The organism is Paenibacillus sp. FSL R7-0198, assembly GCF_038000415.1.
Lineage (GTDB): Bacteria > Bacillota > Bacilli > Paenibacillales > Paenibacillaceae > Paenibacillus.
This window is the reverse complement of sequence record NZ_JBBOCB010000001.1, coordinates 5864851-5881927: the sequence shown is the minus strand read 5'-3', so window position 1 is coordinate 5881927 and position 17077 is coordinate 5864851. Positions and strand designations below refer to the sequence as shown.

The window sequence follows — 17077 nt, the reverse complement described above, 5'->3', positions numbered from 1 at the left end:
GCTGAGTCATCCTGCAAAGTTTGTCCTGTTTCAGCCTGCTGCTTAATGTTGTCTGGAGTTTGCTGCGGTTTGGCCCATTCACGATTCATCAGATACTCCTGATCTTCCTGTTTCTTCAATACTGCAATGGCCTGTCTGAGCTTTGCAGGCAATGGAAGACCGATTTTGGCATAATTCTCGGTAATTGAAATGAGTTCATTCACCAGATAGAAATAAATAGCTCCGCCTTTGATAAAATCGGTTCCCATGATCAGATCAATTCGATGAGCAAGCAAAACAACGGTCAGCATGAGCCCTTTGCGAGCAATCCCCCAAAATCCAATGTTGCTATTCAACCCGGTACCTGTTCTTACCGCCGCTGCCAAACCTGTTATATAATCCACAGCCATCGCGACCGCGAGCAGGCTAAGTAACTGATCCCATCCGCCAAAAGCAAACGTAACAAATGCTCCCGAGATGGCAGCAAAGGTATTCACAGATAGATTCACGTCCCTCACCTCTCCCTTACACTTGAGTATCATACAATATATGTAAAAGTAAGAGATTTGACAGGTCACATGTCATGCTGAACATGCGGATTTATCATTTCAGATTTGTGCACATCCTCTTCGCAACAGGAGAACGAAAATCACATGCTTTTGGGGAATTCAGGGAAATAAACCGCATCATATCAACAAAAAACAGATAAAAGTTCTTTAGACCTAATAATAAGTAATTAGAACTATATTATTTTTATTCCGGTTCAATTTCTCCCCTCATTTTTAGTGAAACATTGTAATCTAGGAATATACTAGGATGTGAATTGCGCATGGTCTAGTTCGTAGTTCCCTCTTTATCGTGAATTGACGCATTGACGCATTTGTAACCGGTAAACCCGGCACTTGAAAGTACCCCGTTGTTTATTGTAGTATTTGGTTAAAAAAAAATCGGAGGAAATATGCCTAATCAACCAGAACAACATTCCATCCAGGCGTGGTCTCTGATCAACCGTAAATACTTGGGAAAAGGCGTCCGTGTTAAACGATTCCGAAAACCGACACGCTGTCAAATCCGCAATCGGGTTCTTCTTGCCGTGCTGATGGCCAATGATATCAAATTGTCCCAGCTTGCTGAAGACCTCTCCATCTCTTCACGCAGTGTCAGTGCGTGGGTATATGAAGGACGGATACCCGGCAGTACCAATTTGGACAAGACTTGCCAATTACTCGGCTACCCGCGTCATATTCTCTTCAATGAAGAAGTTGTGCGTAATAGCCCTGTCATATGTCAACCCGAGTCATCTCGCTTCATGAAGCGTACGGTGACCCGTTCTCCGGTGAGTAACCGTATTTTGACAGGCTTGTGTATGGTCCATGATTTGTCGGTGACAGATGTCAGCCACTGGATCGGGGTTCATCCCGGCACTTTCCGCAAATGGCTGCATCAGGGAACACTGCCTTCTGCTGCGTTTCAGGAACAAGCGGAGCAATTTTTCCGTATTCCGAAAACTATTTTGTTCGCAGATGTCATCTTGAAAGATCGTCGCAACAACTAAATAAGCGAACAGCCAAAAGGCTCTGATCTCCCCATAGGGAGGCCAGAGCCTTTTTTAAAATAAAATGCATGCCTTCTCTCTCGGACTTGAAGCACTGTTCTGGCTATTCCATCAGAAATGTCAGATAACCTACCCTTTTTCGCCTTTTGTTCCCAAGGAGAGCCATCACAGCCCGCTACAAGCTAAGTTTATGCATTTCATCGAGACCATTCTCTCTAAAAGGTCATCCTAACCTTGTGTTTAACACTTCATTGATGTATCTCAACCCCGTATATCGAGGACGAAGTGTATGCGCTGTGTTGAATGCATGTTCCACCATCTCCGGGGTTACACCGAGTTGCTCAGTAGTCACAGGTCCACCTACTTGTTCCAACCATACGATGAGCTGAGAAGCCTCTGGCAATTGGTCATATATCCCAAACACCGGTTCACCCGATCTCTGTGCAAGTTCTTTATATTTCACCGTAAGCAATGCACAAGCTACGCCAACTTTGGCACCATGCAGAACCGGTCTTTCTCCCGCTTGCATCAGATCCATCTCCAGGATGTGGGACAGATGATGCTCACCTCCGGATGCCGGACGGGAATGGTCAATGATCAGCATGGAGATACCGGAAACAATTAATGCGTCCATTAATACAGCTACTCCCTCTGCTCGCCCCTCCGCAATCGCTTGTACATGATCTATGCAGGTATTCAGCGCTTCTTCTGTCATCCGATAAGCAACTGGACAGAACGGTTCTCCGCCCAGTTCACGGGAAACAATCCAGTCTGCAAGCGAAGTATATTTACCAAGCATATCTCCGAATCCGGCAGCCGTCATCACTTGCGGGGCTTGCTCCAGAATATCCAGATCGGCAAAGATAGCCTCCGGCGGAACAGCCTGAAATGTTTGTTTGACGCCGCTTACAATTAAGGGCGCACCCGCAGAGGTAAACCCATCCACTGAAGCCGCTGTAGGTATCGACAAAAAGGGCTTGTTCATTTTGGAACAAACAAATCTCACCAGATCATGAATGGTACCTGAACCCACCGCAATTACAGCCTGACTTTCGAGTCTCACACCCAACATAACCTGTACAATAGCTGCTTCGTCCGCAATGATATCACCCGTCAGATTCTCCGGTAGAGCGATCTCATCCGCATGCTTTCCCGCTTCGCGAATACTACTCAGCACATCAGATCCGGCCGCCTGAAACGTATGTCGATCATAAACAACCGTCACCTGACGATATCCTTGCTCAGACAAGTAACCCGGTAACCTCTGAATGGCCCCAGCTTCCAGATGAATCAGCATATCCACCACCCGGTGTTGATGACCGCAAGCACACTGCTGTGCTTCCTCATTCCATGCTGCAATTCGTTCGTTCATATTCATTCGCTCTTACCCTCCCATATGAGATATCATGCATAATTAACGGGTTAAAACCACAAGATAAAAAAGGAAATAAAATGTGATGATTTTCCTGATCACACTTTACTGCCTGTACCCAATATTTGCAAATCCATATCTCACATTTCCAAGTAGGTGAAACAATGAAATTAACGAAAGAATTAGGAATTTCGCTCGGATTTCTCGCTGGAACCACTTTCGGCAGTGGTATCGCTTTTTTGTTTCGTCTCCAGTCGGTTGAAGTGGTTGCCAGTGTTACGCTATTCGGTATTGCAGGAGCCATTGCCGGGATCATCACGGCAGTCATTCTGCGCCAGCGGCAACATTAGCATTAGCAAGCATGCCAGTAGCAAAATGTAGGCTCCACACAAATGATCCACAAAATAAAAAAAGGTTCGTGAATTGCCCTAGAGCAACTCACGAACCTTTTTTGTTAGATGCGGTCGAGAGGACTCGAACCTCCACGGGGGGTTAGCCCACACGGACCTGAACCGTGCGCGTCTGCCAATTCCGCCACGACCGCATAATATGTATCTCCTCATCCATCGATGAAAAGCGTTCCGGTGAAGCAATTCCTTGTTTTACCGTAATTCAGAGTATACATGCTCCAAAATAAAAATGCAACTTCTTTTTATTCATTTAAGAATAGGACATATGTCCTTTTTTCTCAACTTCAAACACCCTATCGTAGTATTAAACAAATATACCATCGAAACGAATGCAAAAATGAAGGAGAGATCCACTTTGAAAACAACCAATCTGTGCTTTATCGGTGCCGGGTTTCATGCATCCACGAATATTTACCCTTCTGTTATTGAAGCCGGAGCGCAGATCCAGGCCATTGCTACTCGCAGTATGAAACGCTCTGAAGCAGCTCTGCTGCGATTTGGCAGCAACGGAAAAGCGTATGATAACGCTGGACTTATGTTACAGCAGGAAACTTGTGACGGAGTCGTTGTGGTCGCCCAGCCTATAGATCAGACCGCTCTTGTTCTCGAATGTATTCGGGCTGGCAAGAATGTATACGTGGATAAGCCGCTCGGATGGAACGCAGCCGAAGCCGCCACAGTAGCAGAAGCTGCCGAGCAGGCTGGCGTCGTTGTCATGGTCGGTTTTATGAAACGTTATGCTCCGGTATATATGAAGCTCAAGGAACTCATTGATAGTAATTCGTTAGGTAAAGTGCGTTCATTCCAAATGAAATTCGCTGTAGACAGTACCCCATTTTGCAAGGATGAGGAACATTTCATGAAGCTCGCTGCCATTCATATGGTCGATCTGATGCGTTACTTATTCGGAGAAGCAATACGAGTTACAGGCACAGCCGTGAAAGATGGGGAACACATTAATCAAAGCATTTCCCTTGTATTTGAGAATAACGTAGTAGGCAGTGCTTATTTTACCGGCATGAGTGCTTGGTCACGGGAGAGTGAAAGTGTACTCGTCACCTTTGACAACGGATTTGCGTCAGCTGAAGAGATCAACACACTTACTGTTCATCAATCCCGAAGCTCGACCAGCCTTCCCTGGAAATCTCTCGAGGAACAAGATACCGTATATACACCTTCCGGCTCTCCCATGTCAGGAGCTTATCGCGACCTTTATCTACGCGGGTTTGTTGGTGAAATGTTGCACTTCATCAAGTGTTGCCAGAATCAGACCGTCCCATATTCCAGCGCCAAGGATAATATTGCAACGATGGCTCTATGTGACTCCATTCTATCGTCATTGAAGTAGCGTATATACGTTCATCATCATATTTTATACATCCAGAGAAGAGGAACTAATCTCATGTTGGACACAGGTCTACTTATCATTCGTCTCGTAATTGGTTTCATTATGATTGGACATGCATGTAAGAAACTGTTTGGCTGGTTTGGAGGCGAGGGTATATCAGGGACGGCTGAATTCTTCGGAGCGATTGGCCTGAAACCGGCTAGAGCCTTGGCAGTGTGTGCCGGACTTGCTGAACTGATCGGTGGATTCCTGTTTGGAGTCGGTCTATGGATTATCGTTGGTGCCGTTCTGCTCATTCTTCCGATGATTGTAGCCATAGCCAAGGTGCATGCCGATAAAGGTCTATGGAATCTGAACGGAGGATTCGAATATAACCTTGTGATGATCGGATCATTACTTGGTGTTGCTCTCGCTGGAGCCGGTGCATATTCCCTCGAAACCCTGATATAATGTACAAAATTCAATACATTGAGCCTCCATGTTTCGCAAGACGAAACCGGGGCTCTTTTTTTTCTTATAGACATCATCGCATCTGCCTGAGCCTAGAATTAGGGTTTATAATCTGCATAATAAGTGATATGCTCTTTCATGAACTATACGTACTTTATGTAATGTAACCACCCAAATAGATACTATAGAAATCACCGTAAAGTGGAGGTGCACTTATAATGAAAAAGGACGCAACCAAGCCATGTCCCACGCCATACGGCTGTTCCGTGGAAGTTACCCTAAGTGTAATCGGAGGCAAATGGAAAGGTGCCATTTTGTATCATTTATTCTCTGGTCCTTTGAGATTTAACGAGCTCCGAAAATTGTTTCCTGACATCACCCAGCGTATGCTCACACTGCAACTTCGAGAGTTGGAAGGCAGTGGAATTGTTCATCGTGAAATATACCCCCAGATCCCACCTAAAGTGGAGTATTCCCTCACACCTTTTGGTGAAACATTACGGCCGATCATCTTCAGCATGCGAGATTGGGGAGAAACGTATACAAATGAGGTTCTGGCCAGATCCTCACAAGAGGTATAAAACATAAAAGAAGCTGTCCCCTGTTTTTAGGGAACAGCTTCTTTGCTGCTTATTTAATAACCGTCTGGATCGTAACCGTACGGTTACGCCCCTCTTCTTTCGCTTGATACAATGCATTATCCGCCAAGTGAAACAGTTCTGTGGATGATGTGGAGTGCTTCGGATATTCAGCAATTCCAGCCGAGATGGTGACGGAACGTTCTATGGGCAATATACTTTCTTCGACCGTTATTCGGATACGTTCAGCAATCTCAAAAGCTACGTTAGACTCGGAATTTCTTAACAAGACTACAAATTCCTCTCCACCAAACCGGGCACAGACATCTTCTGGTCGAACAGACAATTGAATGATATTGGCAATGTGTTTCAGTACTTCATCCCCAGCATGATGCCCGAATGTATCATTAATGGATTTGAAGCGGTCAATATCCAGAACAATAATGGAGAATGGCACCTCATCCTGAATCCATTCCTGGATGACTTCTTCGAAGGTTCTGCGATTGTTCATGCCTGTTAAAACATCTGTTCTGGCATCATAGACAAGCTGGTTTGTCTGTTTCCTAAAGTTCGCCAATGCGCCAACAACCGCTCTTGTAAGAAGGTCTGCCTCTCTATTCCAGTGAGGCTTCATCACCGGCAGATCCACTTGACCCTTATCGACCTGATTCACCAGATCAGCCAACATAGCAAAAGGACTGGCCAGCTTGCGTGCAACCCGAACTACAATAAGGGTCAGGATCAGGAAAGGCACTGAGGTGTACAGCAACAACATACGGATATGATGATTCAACTGATCGTACACCGTTTGGGTTGGAGACACGATTACGATGCCCCAATCTGTTGATGGAACTTTGTAATATCCTGCAAGTGAATCCACACCTGCCAGGTTTTTGTATTGTTCTTTACCGTTCTCGTTTATTAGCAGCTTTTGCACCACTTCATTTTTACTGACATTTTCACCAATTCGGTTGGTGTTTGGGTGAAATAACAAAGTGCCCTTCTTATCCACAATAAAAAAGTAGGAACCATTACTTGTCTTGAGCTGACTGCCAAAAGACAGACTCAATATATTATTTTCCTGCAAAAAGATATTTCCACCGATTGTTCCTTGGTACTCCCCTGCCGAATCAAAGATCGGTTCACTGACAAATACAATTCTGCGTTTGGTTCTGGGTGTCTGGTACGCTTCGGAGATATACGAAGTCCTCAATTTAACCGCTTCTTTTGCTGCATTGGAACTAACATGGTGACCTACACTAGCCTGTGAGTAAGGTGAGGTAGACCTGATTACTCCCGCTTTATCTACCAAAGAAACGGAATTAAAAAAATTACTGCTATTGCGAACCAAATCCAATGTGGAATTCAACTCTTTTGTATTGGAGTGATCCATATCAGGGAAATATTTGGCTGCATATTTCAAGCTCTCCTGCATGGAATAAAAAAGCGAATCCAGCGTTTGGCTCATTTGCACAGCGCTTGCATAGTTTAGCGAAAGGGTGTTATCAATGAGTGACTGTTTCTGAGATGTATAAGATGAGATGACCATGAGGGTCAATGTCATTATAACTGAAATAGTGACCAACCCGCCGAGTAAAGCCGTGAGGCTGATCTTCTTGATGTTTTTTATTTTTCTTCGTAATCTAGATCTCTTGATCTGTGCAATCATCGTTTACTTCCCCCGGATTTTCATGAAAAGGCATATTCCTTCTATCTTATACGAAAGTTGTTAAGATCAAATAAAGAGTTTGAGAAATCTTAACAATTACATCGTAAGATTGACGATTTAATGACATTTTACTTTCCTGGAAGAATCACTGTTCAGGATCGCCCTAATCGACAATGATATATCCTTCTTCTGGCTCTTGTTCTACAAACCCTGCCATCTGACGAACCTGAAATACGATTGGGTGATGACTGCCCATTAAAATACGATTTTGAACTTCATCCGCTGTTTCTGTTGGCAATGCGAATGCACGTGTATAAGCAAACTGTGTCTGAAGTGTTGTGTAAATGGCATTTACAAGCCGGTCGTTGCCAGCACTCCCGAACACATTAAGGAGCACAGATCCATCCGAGTCCAGCTTGTCCTTGACCATGGCAAAAAAATCACTGGATATAAACTGCTCGGGTGTACCCGTTGCCGTAAAGGCATCAATAATAATATAATCATACGTCCCTGCAGGTTCCTGCCCTAATAATTCACGACCATCCCCAATGAGTACAGGACTTCCCTTATATCCAAAAAAGGTTTGGCTCAACTCCGCGACCTCTGCATCCAGTTCAGCCACCTTAACCTGACGATCAGACAAGTAGGTGGGCAATGTGCCAATACCATGTCCTACCACAAATACCTTATCAAATGCAGGATCATTCTGTTCCATTAGATGTACCATCGCTCTTGGATACTCCAACACCATCCGGGCAGGCTCATCCAGATCCATTGCGCCCTGCACAGCTGCGTTGGAGAACTCTAATACACGAAATCGCCCCTTCTCTCCATAAAGCTTTTTGGTATCATATACCGTCAGCTCATGCTGTTCACTTTTATTTCGATACAGAACTCTCACTAACCGTTCTCCCTTCGTGCTTTCACACCTATTCGACATATACCTTCATTCTATTACACGGGATGACAACATACCACCCTATACTTGAAAGATCGTAGTACAACAAAAAAACCGTTCCGATCATTCGGAAACGGCCTTTTGATGAACCATACAACACCACTAAGACCCTATAGCCTCATGCAGAGCCTGGACATATGCTACGCCCAGATTGGAGAGAGATGTACTCTTGTGGCTTATCCAGCCCACATTAATGGTTTCCTCACATTCCAGCGGTACAGGAATAATCTCGTTTCCGTTCAGATCAGCGCTAAGTACGCCCGTAGAGATCGTATAACCATTCAGACCAATCAACAGGTTAAACAATGTTGCACGGTCATTGACCTGTATGCTTTTGGGGTGAGATAACGTACTCAGGATCTCTTCGGAAAAATGAAAGGAATTGTACTCTCCCTGATCAAATGACAAGTATGGATAATCCTGCAGTTGCTCGATTGCAACCGACTCCTGCTTCGCCAGCGGGTTCTTCACACTGATAAAGATATGGGGCTTGGCTATGAACAAACTCGTGAAAACCAAACCTGCATCTTTTAACAATTTGTTAATTACCTTGGCATTGAACTCATTCAGATACAGGATGCCAATCTCACTGCGCAGGCTTTTCACGTCCTGAATAATCTCGTAGGTCTTTGTCTCCCGAAGCGCCAACTCGTATTCATCCTGACCATACTGCTGTACCAGACGAACAAAGGCATTCACCGCAAACGCATAATGCTGCGTCGATACGGAGAAGTGCTGCGGGGATGGCTTCGCGTTCAGATAACGATTCTCCAGCAGTTCAGCTTGCTCCACCACCTGACGTGCATAACTCAGAAACTCAACGCCTTCTTTAGACAGCGATATTCCCTTATTGGTACGTTCAAAAATGGTAATTCGCAACTCCTGCTCCAGATCCCGAATGGCATTCGAAAGGCTGGGTTGCGAGATAAACAACCTTTTGGCTGCTTCATTCATGGAACCGCGCGTGGCAACTTCGATCACATATTTTAGTTGTTGTAATGTCACTGCACTATTCCTCTTTTCGTATCAATTGAATCTATTATATACCAAAAGAGGATCCGAACTTAAGCCATGCTTGCTGTCGGTCTCACTACAATCTCATTTACGTCCACCTCTGTCGGCTGGCTAATGGCGAACAAGATACTTTGCGCAATCGCCGAGGCGGGAATGGATATGCGTCGATACTCTTTCATGAGATCACGTGCTTCTTCATCAGAGATCGTATCCGCGAGTTCTGATTCCGTCACGCCCGGTGATACAAGAGTTACACGGATATCTCCGCCTACTTCCTGTCGCAACCCCTCCGAGATGGCGCGGACCGCGTATTTGGTTGCACAATACACCGCTGCCGTTGGTGACACGGCATAGGCTCCAATAGAGGCGATATTAATAAACTGGCCGAAACCCTGCTTTTTCATGACGGGCAGTCCAGCCGCAATGCCATGCAGAACACCACGAATGTTAACATCGATCATGCGATTCCACTCATCTACTCTTAACGATTCAAGGGGAGATAGCGGCATGACTCCAGCGTTATTTAAAATAACATCGATACGTCCATAGCGAGTTTGAGCGAGGTCAACGATCGTTTGCATCTCTTCCAATCTGGTAACATCCAGCGAATGATACTCCACCGATCCGCCTTCCATACGAATCGAGGAGGCCAATGCCTCCAAACGTTCGATACGTCTAGCTCCAATAACTACATGTGCTCCATGCTGTGCAAGCAATCGAGCTGTTGACTCACCAATTCCACTACTCGCACCGGTAATGACAACCACTTTCCCTTTTACATTGGACATATTAAATCGCTCCTTATTTGGTTGTTATTGTACGTTTTCTCTATACAAAACCATGCCTGCATGATACAAAACGCCGCCCCTGAAGTCTCCATCCGCTGTAAATCCCGTATCATCCACGTATTCTATATGTTTCCCATGAACAACATAGCGACCCTGATATGCACTTTGCCGATCCCCTCTCGCTTCATCATATCTACCGCAAGGAAGAAGTTCGTGTCTGATATATCCATCCTTCGTGACCCACATCCCCACATACGGGTGTTTTGGTTCTTGTTGGTCGCCCATTGAATTACGTTCCATTGTTTCTCACTCCTCTCTGCTTCAAAAGATTCCGTTGCTTATCTCCATTATGTAGAGGATCAGTCGTTGTACGATAGAAAAATCCCACAGTATTCTTGCCTATTCCTCCAGAGCATTTTAAAATAATAGTAATAGTGGTTTACAAGGGGGGTTACCATTCATGCTTATCAAAACAAATGAAACGGATACGGGCATCACGGAGCAGCAGCAACAATTGGCTCAACTTATTGAGCATTTCACCCCAAATGATGGGATACATACAACAGAAATTCCATCGCTTTCCTTAATCCGTGCCTCCGAGATCTCACACCCCATACATTCCGTTCATCAGCCTGCCCTCTGCATTGTCGCCCAAGGTTCCAAATTAGTTATACTCGGCCGCGAGAGCTACACCTACGACTTGTCACAATACTTGGTAGCTTCCGTAAACTTGCCTATTTCAGGGCAGGTTGTAAAGGCTACAACCAAACATCCCTATCTATGTGTTCGACTGGATTTTGATTCAGGGCAGATTTTCGATCTGATTCAGGATACGCCTTCTGCACAACCCAAACCTGACCATTCAACACGAAGAGGACTGTTTGTTAGCTCAACCAAACCTTCCCTTCTTGAAGCTGTGATCCGATTGGTTCGGCTGCTGGATACACCTGAAGACATTCCCGTCCTTGCCCCTATGTTTATCCGCGAGATTCTATATCGTATTATTCAGGATGAACATGGACATTCCATCAAGCAGTTTGCGATTCAGGACAGTCATGCACAGCACATCGCCGAGGTGATCGAAGTCATCCAATCCGATTACGCCAAGCCACTTCGGATTGAGCAACTTGCTGCCATGATTAACATGAGTTCTTCCTCATTACATCATCATTTCAAAGCCATTACCGCCATGAGCCCTTTGCAATTCCAGAAACAAATTCGATTGCATGAAGCCCGGCGAATGCTGCTTGCAGGTTCAACCGATGCCGCCGACGCTGCGTTCCAGGTTGGCTATGAAAGTCCGTCTCAATTCAGCCGGGAGTATGCCCGCATGTATGGTCTACCTCCCAAAAGCGATATCAAACGACTTCGTCATACACTCGATATTAAAAACTAGAAACAACAAAAAGACCCGCGTCATCATGACGTGGGTTTTCAGATTTAAATAGGCAGCAGCGCCATCAAGAGAATATGTTGTGTTTTTCAAAAACAGACAACTGGTTCTCCCCGGTAATAGGACATTCATCAGGATACATACTTCGTTTCTCCAACTTCTCATCGATAAAATCAACGACTTGCTGTAGCGAAGCAATCTGTGCTTCAACTTTCTTTCGGTGATTCACCAGCATCTCCCGTTCATCCGGGAAATCTGCGAGATCGGAATCCATGGACATTTGTAAATAAGGCTTCATTTCCTCCAGAGACATTCCTGTTTTTTTCAGGCAAGTGATCAACTTCATCGTATGGATATCCTCCGAGCGATATACCCGATGGCGATTGGCTTTGCGTTCCGCTCGAGGAAGCAGCCCAATCTTCTCATAATAACGAATTGTATCTTCTGATAATCCGGCCTGTTCTGACGTTTCTTTAATGGAGAATACTTCTTTCTCGCTCATCATATGGGCCTCCTCCACATTCATTTCTCTACATATTACAACTTGGAGCTGACTCCAAGTCAAGCATGATCCATTCCATCCCAACACCTCTTGACTTGGAGTCGACTCCAAGTTATAGAATGAGCGCAGCATACAGATTCGTTCTGTAATCCCACTCTATCTGGAGGTATATATGAATATACAAAATCAGCTTCGCACCGCTCTCATCACAGGTTCAACGTCAGGCATTGGTCTTGAACTAACACGCAAGTTACTGGCTGAAGGATGGCAGGTAATCGGTCTCAACCGCTCTGCTTTCCCATCCGAGGATACCGATATTCAGAACGCATTACGTTCGGGTCAACTCCGTTGGGTTCAAGCTAACCTGACCAACTACGACAGTCTGAGAACTGCACTAGATCAGATTAAATCCGATACCGATTCGATCGATGTCTTGTTCAACAATGCCGGAGGCAGCGCTGCCGAACTTCGTTTCTCTGATCAGGGGCATGAACTACACTTTGAACTTCAGACGGTAGTCCCTTACATCATCTACATGGAATTAGTTGAGCTATTACTCAAAGGACAGATGAAAACAGTTATTAATACTTCCACCACCTCGTTCAATATGGTCAGACAATTTGATATGAACATCCTGGAACGTCCAGCCGAATTCAAAAAACTGTTTGGTCCTTATGCCACCTCGAAGCTCGGCTTATCTCTATGGACACGCGAGGTTGCCAAATCTGCCAGTGCGGATGGCATACAACTGCTAAGCGTAGATCCCGGTGGAAATAATACGCTAAGGGGCAACAAAACATCCGGCCTGCCCTTCTATATCAAACCCATTATGAAATGGTTCTTCCCTCATCCAAGTCACGGTGCTTCATTGCTCTACAGTGCGGCTTTATCACCCACCAGACATGAATCCGGTACATTTCTGGTGAAAAATAAAGCGGCAGTACTTCGTTTTACAGAGCAAGGCCCTGCCGTTTTAAAGCGGGTAAACGAGATTTATGAGCAGCGTTTTCGTACAACGCAGTCGGGAAAGCCTGCAACCAACCTATCTTAATCATGACGGATCGTGAGTAATAAAGATAACAAAAACACGCCAAAGCGGCGTGTTTTTAGGTTTATGGGCATTATGAGCTTTATTGGTATTTATGGGCATTTCTTCATTGTCACAAAGTCCACCTAACGTTTCTTTTCAGTTAGATAAATATACTCAACAATAACACCATGCCAAAGGCAGCAAATCCGAGAATGGTCTCCATGACCGTCCATGTTTTAAGTGTCTGCGGCACAGACAGATTCAAGTACTCTTTGACAATCCAGAACCCTGAATCATTCACATGGGACAAAATAATCGAACCCGCACCCGTTGCGAGTACCAGCAATTCAGGGCTTACCCCCGGCATCGTCATGGCGATTGGAGCCACAATACCCGCTGCTGTTGTCATCGCCACCGTAGCTGAGCCTACCGCTGCACGAATCAATCCGGCAATGACAAAGGCCAGTACGAGTGGCGACAGATGTGCACTTTGGGCAAATCCCGCTATCGCATCACCTACACCGCTGTCTGTCAGGATACGGTTGAATCCGCCGCCTGCACCGATCAGCAAGATGATGGAAGCAACTGGGCCCAGGCAATCATTCGTATATTTCAATATCTGCTGTTTGCTGAAACCACGTGCATATCCAAAAGAATAGAAGGAAAAGAGCAGGGCGAGCAGCAGGGCAATAATCGGACTACCGATGAAATCAACAACCTGACGGAACGCGTTCGTCTCTGGCAAAATCAGATCCACAATCGTAGCGAGCAACATCAGGATAACCGGAAGCAAAATCGTAAAGAGGGTGATACCGAAACCAGGCAGTTCCCGATCTTTGGTCTCGGTGAACTGTTCCATCAGTTCACTTGAGGTCTCAACTTTGATCCGCTTGGAAATCCATGTTCCATAGAGTGGACCTGCAATCGCTGCGGCTGGAAGGGATACAATCAGAGCCAGGAAGATCGTTTTACCAACATCGGCATTGAAGATTCCTACCGCGAGCATCGCCGCCGGATGAGGAGGAATCAGACTGTGCACCACAGCAAGACCTGCGACAAGTGAAAGTCCGATTTTGATCAGTGATGTCCCTGTATGCTTTGCAATAACAAATACCAGCGGGAACAGCAGTACGATCCCGACCTGGATAAATACCGGAATACCACAGATCAGCGCAACAACCATCATCGCCCAGTGTACGTTCTTCTCCCCGAAGACACGAACAAGTGTCTGGGCTATTCGTTCGGCCCCACCAGACTCGGCCATGAGTTTCCCGAGCATCGTTCCAAGTCCCAGAACAATCGCGATAAATCCGAGAACGCTTGCAACACCTTCCTGATAGGACTTCACGATATCCGTAAACGGCATACCCGAGATCAATCCCATAAAGATAGCGCCCACGATCAGGGCAACAAACGGGTTCATTTTAAATTTGGCAATCAACAGAATCAATCCAAGAATGGATATCAGTGCGTAGAGCAGCAGACTTGCATCATGACTAAGACCGAATACGGAATACATCCGAATAGCCTCCCCCAAGTTGTTATGTTGTGTCAGCACGCAGTATTACACTGGTCAAAAGACCTTAACACTGCGCGCCTTCGTAATAAGCTTAAGCTTCGATCTTCTCAACCGTTTCCAGAAGGGCTTTTTCCCCGCCAACATTTCCCGGAAACACGATATATGGGATACCATTGAATTTGGCTTCTTCCCCTGTCAACCATACCGGAATACCCGCAGCCACCTGACCAAGCACCCTTGCTTTGCGTATAGCCAGACCTTTTGTTGCCACATCACTGGATGTAATGCCACCTTTGGCAATAATGAACTTTGGCACGACTTCAAGGGATTGCACAATCTCGACCAAAGCTGACGATACCGTCTGACTGATCTTGAAATTACCCTCATGTCCTTCGACGGTGATGAGCTTACGGCTGCTGTATACAACAACATTGTTCCCCTGCGCAAGCTGCCTGTTCGCTTCCCCAATAACTCGTCCAATCTCCTCGGTATATCCATCCGGCGTTAATACACGCTCCACATCGATCTCCAGACTTATGATGCCTGGAAACGTAAGCAGTTGTTCCAGTTGACGTGTCGTCTTCTGTACATAGGAACCAACAACAACAATACCTCCATGCTGTTCCTGTCCGCTTGCGATCAGCTGTTCTTTTGGCAGAAATGCCTGATCCGAGATGCCTGCATACGATTTGACAAAGGAGGCCGCCGTCCGGAAAATAAAAGCTTTACCCTCATCCTCCGTTTGCAGCAAAGCCAGAGAAAGTACATCCATGTCTGCATAAGAGAGCGCATTCACAATGATCGGTACATTGCCTTCGGCTTTCAGCAAAATTGCTTTGACCATATCGACACCTTGACGAATCTCCTCCAGTGAAATGGTAAGGCAGCGACTAGCCTGAATACGGCCTGAAGTCTTCTCCTCGACCCATGATGGCAGATCTCCATGCTCATACCCGAATACTTTATCCTTGGCAAATTCCGTCTCATGAACTGGAATCAACTGTTCACCTTCGACCATATAATGCGTGTTGCCTATCGTAACCCGTCCTGCCTCAAAGAATGCTGGAATGATCAGTTGTCCGTCATATGCACGTCCGCTGACACGCGCCACTTCTTCGGCCAGTACATCCGTCTCCAGCGGATAATACCCACGCAGCATGGAGTCACTACGACTGACAAAGGTGAAGCTCGTTCCTTCCTCTGCTGCAACCTCTTGCACATTGCGGGCAATCTCCCGATTAATACGTTCCGCGGAATCTGCATCCAGCCCTCGTGTATTGGTCAAAATATAGAATAACGATTCAGAGGATCGAAATGCCTCCTGCAACAGTGGCTTGTCCCACTGCGTCAACACATCAATATCATGAACCGTCTGTACACCAGTTGGGTCATCATCCAGCACGATAATTTTGCGTGCCCTCGCATCCTGCAATTGTTTAATCTGTCCTCGCAATCCTTCAGAAGAGTTGTCCGTCCGAAGAGCTGCGGGGATATCCGATAACGTTTGATAGGTCATGTCTCTCCACCTCATATCTATATCTATTAAAATTATTTTTCTTTTTTAAATTTTTTATTGGGTGCGACTCACTTCTACACCTGCGAGTTTCTCAAAATATTGAACGATTCCGCCATGGTCATCTGCGGCTTTACCATCAATCTTCAGTGCATGGAAGATCTCCAGCAACTGACTGCTGAGCGGTAAAGGAACCCCGATATCATGTGCCGTTTCCATCACATTGGTCATGTCTTTGAGGTTAATATCAATCCGTCCTCCAGCGACAAAGTTACGATCCAGAATGAGTGGTACTTTTGCATCCAGTACCGCACTTCCAGCAAGCCCGCTGCGGATCGCCTGATACATCTTCTCCACATCGATACCAGCCTTCGCTGCAAATACAAGCGCTTCGGACATGGCGGCAATATTCAGGTTCACGATAATCTGATTCGCCAGCTTGGCGGTTGCACCGGAGCCATTATCCCCCACTCGTGTTACATCCTGTCCGACCACTTGCAGAACTTCTTTCACAGATTCAAAAATCATTTCATTACCACCCACCATGATGGCGAGTGTACCGTCTATTGCTTTGGGTTCTCCTCCACTTACAGGTGCATCCAACATATATAATCCCGATTGGGATACAAGCTGAGCCAGCTCTTTGGAAACAACCGGTGAGATGGAGCTCATATCGATAATGATACTTCCCTTATTGGCTCCTGCCAGCACACCTTGTTCACTTGTGATTACGCTGCGAACATGCTCTGAATTGGGCAGCATCGTGAAGATGACATCACTATGCTCAGCTACCTCTTTTGGAGATGCTGCGCCTCGCGCTCCCGCATCAGCCAATGACTTCACAGCCGTCTGATTAATATCGTATACGCTTACATCATATCCCGCCCGGATCAGGTTCAATGACATAGGACGTCCCATAATACCAAGTCCAATAAATCCAATTCGTTTCTTCATCTTGCAATCCCTCCAGCCTAAATTCTTCGCTTTTCACTCTTGTAA

General features: G+C 45.8%; 17 protein-coding genes, 1 tRNA gene and 1 pseudogene. 7 read left to right on the top strand and 12 right to left on the bottom strand.

Annotated features, from left to right (window positions below; translation table 11 throughout):
* Positions 1-104: 104 nt before the first annotated feature.
* Positions 105-521: pseudogene (locus MKY87_RS25805) on the bottom strand (phage holin family protein); the annotation flags it as partial.
* 416 nt (positions 522-937) lie between these two features.
* On the opposite strand from MKY87_RS25805, the gene MKY87_RS25800 reads away from it, so the two are divergent.
* Positions 938-1534 carry a helix-turn-helix domain-containing protein gene (locus MKY87_RS25800; protein WP_017689431.1) on the top strand — a complete coding sequence of 199 codons (597 nt, stop codon included), beginning with the start codon at positions 938-940 and terminating at the stop codon, positions 1532-1534.
* A 223-nt stretch (positions 1535-1757) separates the two neighbouring features.
* On the opposite strand, the gene MKY87_RS25795 is transcribed toward MKY87_RS25800, so the two are convergent.
* Complete coding sequence (locus MKY87_RS25795) at positions 1758-2912, bottom strand: sn-glycerol-1-phosphate dehydrogenase (protein WP_340966778.1); 1155 nt, start codon at positions 2910-2912, stop codon at positions 1758-1760.
* A gap of 158 nt (positions 2913-3070) precedes the next feature.
* Here MKY87_RS25795 and MKY87_RS25790 point away from each other — a divergent pair, with 158 nt between their 5' ends.
* On the top strand, positions 3071-3256 hold the full coding sequence (locus MKY87_RS25790) for a hypothetical protein (RefSeq protein ID WP_036609735.1): 186 nt from the start codon (positions 3071-3073) through the stop codon (positions 3254-3256).
* 109 nt (positions 3257-3365) lie between these two features.
* On the opposite strand, the gene MKY87_RS25785 is transcribed toward MKY87_RS25790, so the two are convergent.
* Positions 3366-3450 (bottom strand) — tRNA-Leu (locus MKY87_RS25785).
* A gap of 221 nt (positions 3451-3671) precedes the next feature.
* Here MKY87_RS25785 and MKY87_RS25780 point away from each other — a divergent pair.
* The 3 genes from MKY87_RS25780 to MKY87_RS25770 all read left to right on the top strand — a co-directional run bounded on the left by MKY87_RS25780 (position 3672) and on the right by MKY87_RS25770 (position 5695).
* Positions 3672-4664 carry a Gfo/Idh/MocA family protein gene (locus MKY87_RS25780; protein ID WP_340966777.1) on the top strand — a complete coding sequence of 331 codons (993 nt, stop codon included), beginning with the start codon at positions 3672-3674 and terminating at the stop codon, positions 4662-4664.
* 54 nt (positions 4665-4718) lie between these two features.
* Positions 4719-5114 (top strand): DoxX family protein, encoded by a 396-nt coding sequence (locus MKY87_RS25775; RefSeq protein ID WP_340966774.1) that lies wholly within the window; start codon positions 4719-4721, stop codon positions 5112-5114.
* A 218-nt stretch (positions 5115-5332) separates the two neighbouring features.
* Positions 5333-5695 (top strand): winged helix-turn-helix transcriptional regulator, encoded by a 363-nt coding sequence (locus MKY87_RS25770; RefSeq protein ID WP_339784780.1) that lies wholly within the window; start codon positions 5333-5335, stop codon positions 5693-5695.
* Positions 5696-5744: 49 nt separating this feature from the next.
* Here MKY87_RS25770 and MKY87_RS25765 read toward each other — a convergent pair whose 3' ends face one another.
* From MKY87_RS25765 to MKY87_RS25745, 5 genes are all read right to left on the bottom strand, one after another.
* Positions 5745-7256, bottom strand: coding sequence for a sensor domain-containing diguanylate cyclase (locus MKY87_RS25765; protein ID WP_339784782.1), 1512 nt, complete (start codon positions 7254-7256; stop codon positions 5745-5747).
* 268 nt (positions 7257-7524) lie between these two features.
* Positions 7525-8262 carry a spermidine synthase gene (locus MKY87_RS25760; protein ID WP_340966773.1) on the bottom strand — a complete coding sequence of 246 codons (738 nt, stop codon included), beginning with the start codon at positions 8260-8262 and terminating at the stop codon, positions 7525-7527.
* Between the two features lie 159 nt (positions 8263-8421).
* The gene (locus tag MKY87_RS25755) at positions 8422-9324 is read right to left on the bottom strand and encodes a LysR family transcriptional regulator (RefSeq protein ID WP_074094418.1); all 903 of its coding nucleotides are present in this window, start codon (positions 9322-9324) and stop codon (positions 8422-8424) included.
* A gap of 59 nt (positions 9325-9383) precedes the next feature.
* Entirely contained in the window at positions 9384-10121 is a 738-nt protein-coding gene (locus MKY87_RS25750; RefSeq protein WP_340966771.1) for an SDR family oxidoreductase, read from the bottom strand.
* A 24-nt stretch (positions 10122-10145) separates the two neighbouring features.
* A complete protein-coding gene (locus MKY87_RS25745) occupies positions 10146-10421 on the bottom strand; it encodes an Atu4866 domain-containing protein (protein WP_340966769.1) in 276 nt (91 codons plus the stop codon).
* Positions 10422-10581: 160 nt separating this feature from the next.
* Here MKY87_RS25745 and MKY87_RS25740 point away from each other — a divergent pair, with 160 nt between their 5' ends.
* Positions 10582-11517: an AraC family transcriptional regulator gene (locus tag MKY87_RS25740; protein ID WP_340966768.1), complete on the top strand. Its 936-nt coding sequence runs from the start codon at positions 10582-10584 to the stop codon at positions 11515-11517.
* Positions 11518-11581: 64 nt separating this feature from the next.
* Here the strand turns inward: MKY87_RS25740 and MKY87_RS25735 are convergent, their stop codons facing one another.
* Positions 11582-12019, bottom strand: a complete 438-nt coding sequence (locus tag MKY87_RS25735) for a MerR family transcriptional regulator (RefSeq protein WP_445669436.1) — start codon at positions 12017-12019, stop codon at positions 11582-11584.
* A 169-nt stretch (positions 12020-12188) separates the two neighbouring features.
* Here MKY87_RS25735 and MKY87_RS25730 point away from each other — a divergent pair, with 169 nt between their 5' ends.
* Positions 12189-13067, top strand: a complete 879-nt coding sequence (locus MKY87_RS25730; RefSeq protein WP_340966767.1) for an SDR family NAD(P)-dependent oxidoreductase — start codon at positions 12189-12191, stop codon at positions 13065-13067.
* 139 nt (positions 13068-13206) lie between these two features.
* On the opposite strand, the gene MKY87_RS25725 is transcribed toward MKY87_RS25730, so the two are convergent.
* The 3 genes from MKY87_RS25725 to garR all read right to left on the bottom strand — a co-directional run bounded on the left by MKY87_RS25725 (position 13207) and on the right by garR (position 17032).
* Complete coding sequence (locus tag MKY87_RS25725; RefSeq protein WP_340966765.1) at positions 13207-14565, bottom strand: GntP family permease; 1359 nt, start codon at positions 14563-14565, stop codon at positions 13207-13209.
* A 91-nt stretch (positions 14566-14656) separates the two neighbouring features.
* Positions 14657-16081 (bottom strand): four-carbon acid sugar kinase family protein, encoded by a 1425-nt coding sequence (locus MKY87_RS25720; RefSeq protein WP_340966763.1) that lies wholly within the window; start codon positions 16079-16081, stop codon positions 14657-14659.
* Between the two features lie 54 nt (positions 16082-16135).
* The gene (garR, locus tag MKY87_RS25715) at positions 16136-17032 is read right to left on the bottom strand and encodes a 2-hydroxy-3-oxopropionate reductase (protein ID WP_338593454.1); all 897 of its coding nucleotides are present in this window, start codon (positions 17030-17032) and stop codon (positions 16136-16138) included.
* Positions 17033-17077 lie beyond the last annotated feature (45 nt).

Coding starts and splice junctions, on each gene's coding strand:
- MKY87_RS25735 (WP_445669436.1), bottom strand. CDS start 12,019: ATGATGAGCGAGAAAGAAGTATTCTCCATTAAAGAAACGTCAGAACAG.
- MKY87_RS25740 (WP_340966768.1), top strand. CDS start 10,582: ATGCTTATCAAAACAAATGAAACGGATACGGGCATCACGGAGCAGCAG.
- MKY87_RS25790 (WP_036609735.1), top strand. CDS start 3,071: ATGAAATTAACGAAAGAATTAGGAATTTCGCTCGGATTTCTCGCTGGA.
- MKY87_RS25770 (WP_339784780.1), top strand. CDS start 5,333: ATGAAAAAGGACGCAACCAAGCCATGTCCCACGCCATACGGCTGTTCC.
- garR (WP_338593454.1), bottom strand. CDS start 17,032: ATGAAGAAACGAATTGGATTTATTGGACTTGGTATTATGGGACGTCCT.
- MKY87_RS25775 (WP_340966774.1), top strand. CDS start 4,719: ATGTTGGACACAGGTCTACTTATCATTCGTCTCGTAATTGGTTTCATT.
- MKY87_RS25720 (WP_340966763.1), bottom strand. CDS start 16,081: ATGACCTATCAAACGTTATCGGATATCCCCGCAGCTCTTCGGACGGAC.
- MKY87_RS25800 (WP_017689431.1), top strand. CDS start 938: ATGCCTAATCAACCAGAACAACATTCCATCCAGGCGTGGTCTCTGATC.
- MKY87_RS25795 (WP_340966778.1), bottom strand. CDS start 2,912: ATGAATATGAACGAACGAATTGCAGCATGGAATGAGGAAGCACAGCAG.
- MKY87_RS25725 (WP_340966765.1), bottom strand. CDS start 14,565: ATGTATTCCGTATTCGGTCTTAGTCATGATGCAAGTCTGCTGCTCTAC.
- MKY87_RS25750 (WP_340966771.1), bottom strand. CDS start 10,121: ATGTCCAATGTAAAAGGGAAAGTGGTTGTCATTACCGGTGCGAGTAGT.
- MKY87_RS25745 (WP_340966769.1), bottom strand. CDS start 10,421: ATGGAACGTAATTCAATGGGCGACCAACAAGAACCAAAACACCCGTAT.
- MKY87_RS25730 (WP_340966767.1), top strand. CDS start 12,189: ATGAATATACAAAATCAGCTTCGCACCGCTCTCATCACAGGTTCAACG.
- MKY87_RS25765 (WP_339784782.1), bottom strand. CDS start 7,256: ATGACATTGACCCTCATGGTCATCTCATCTTATACATCTCAGAAACAG.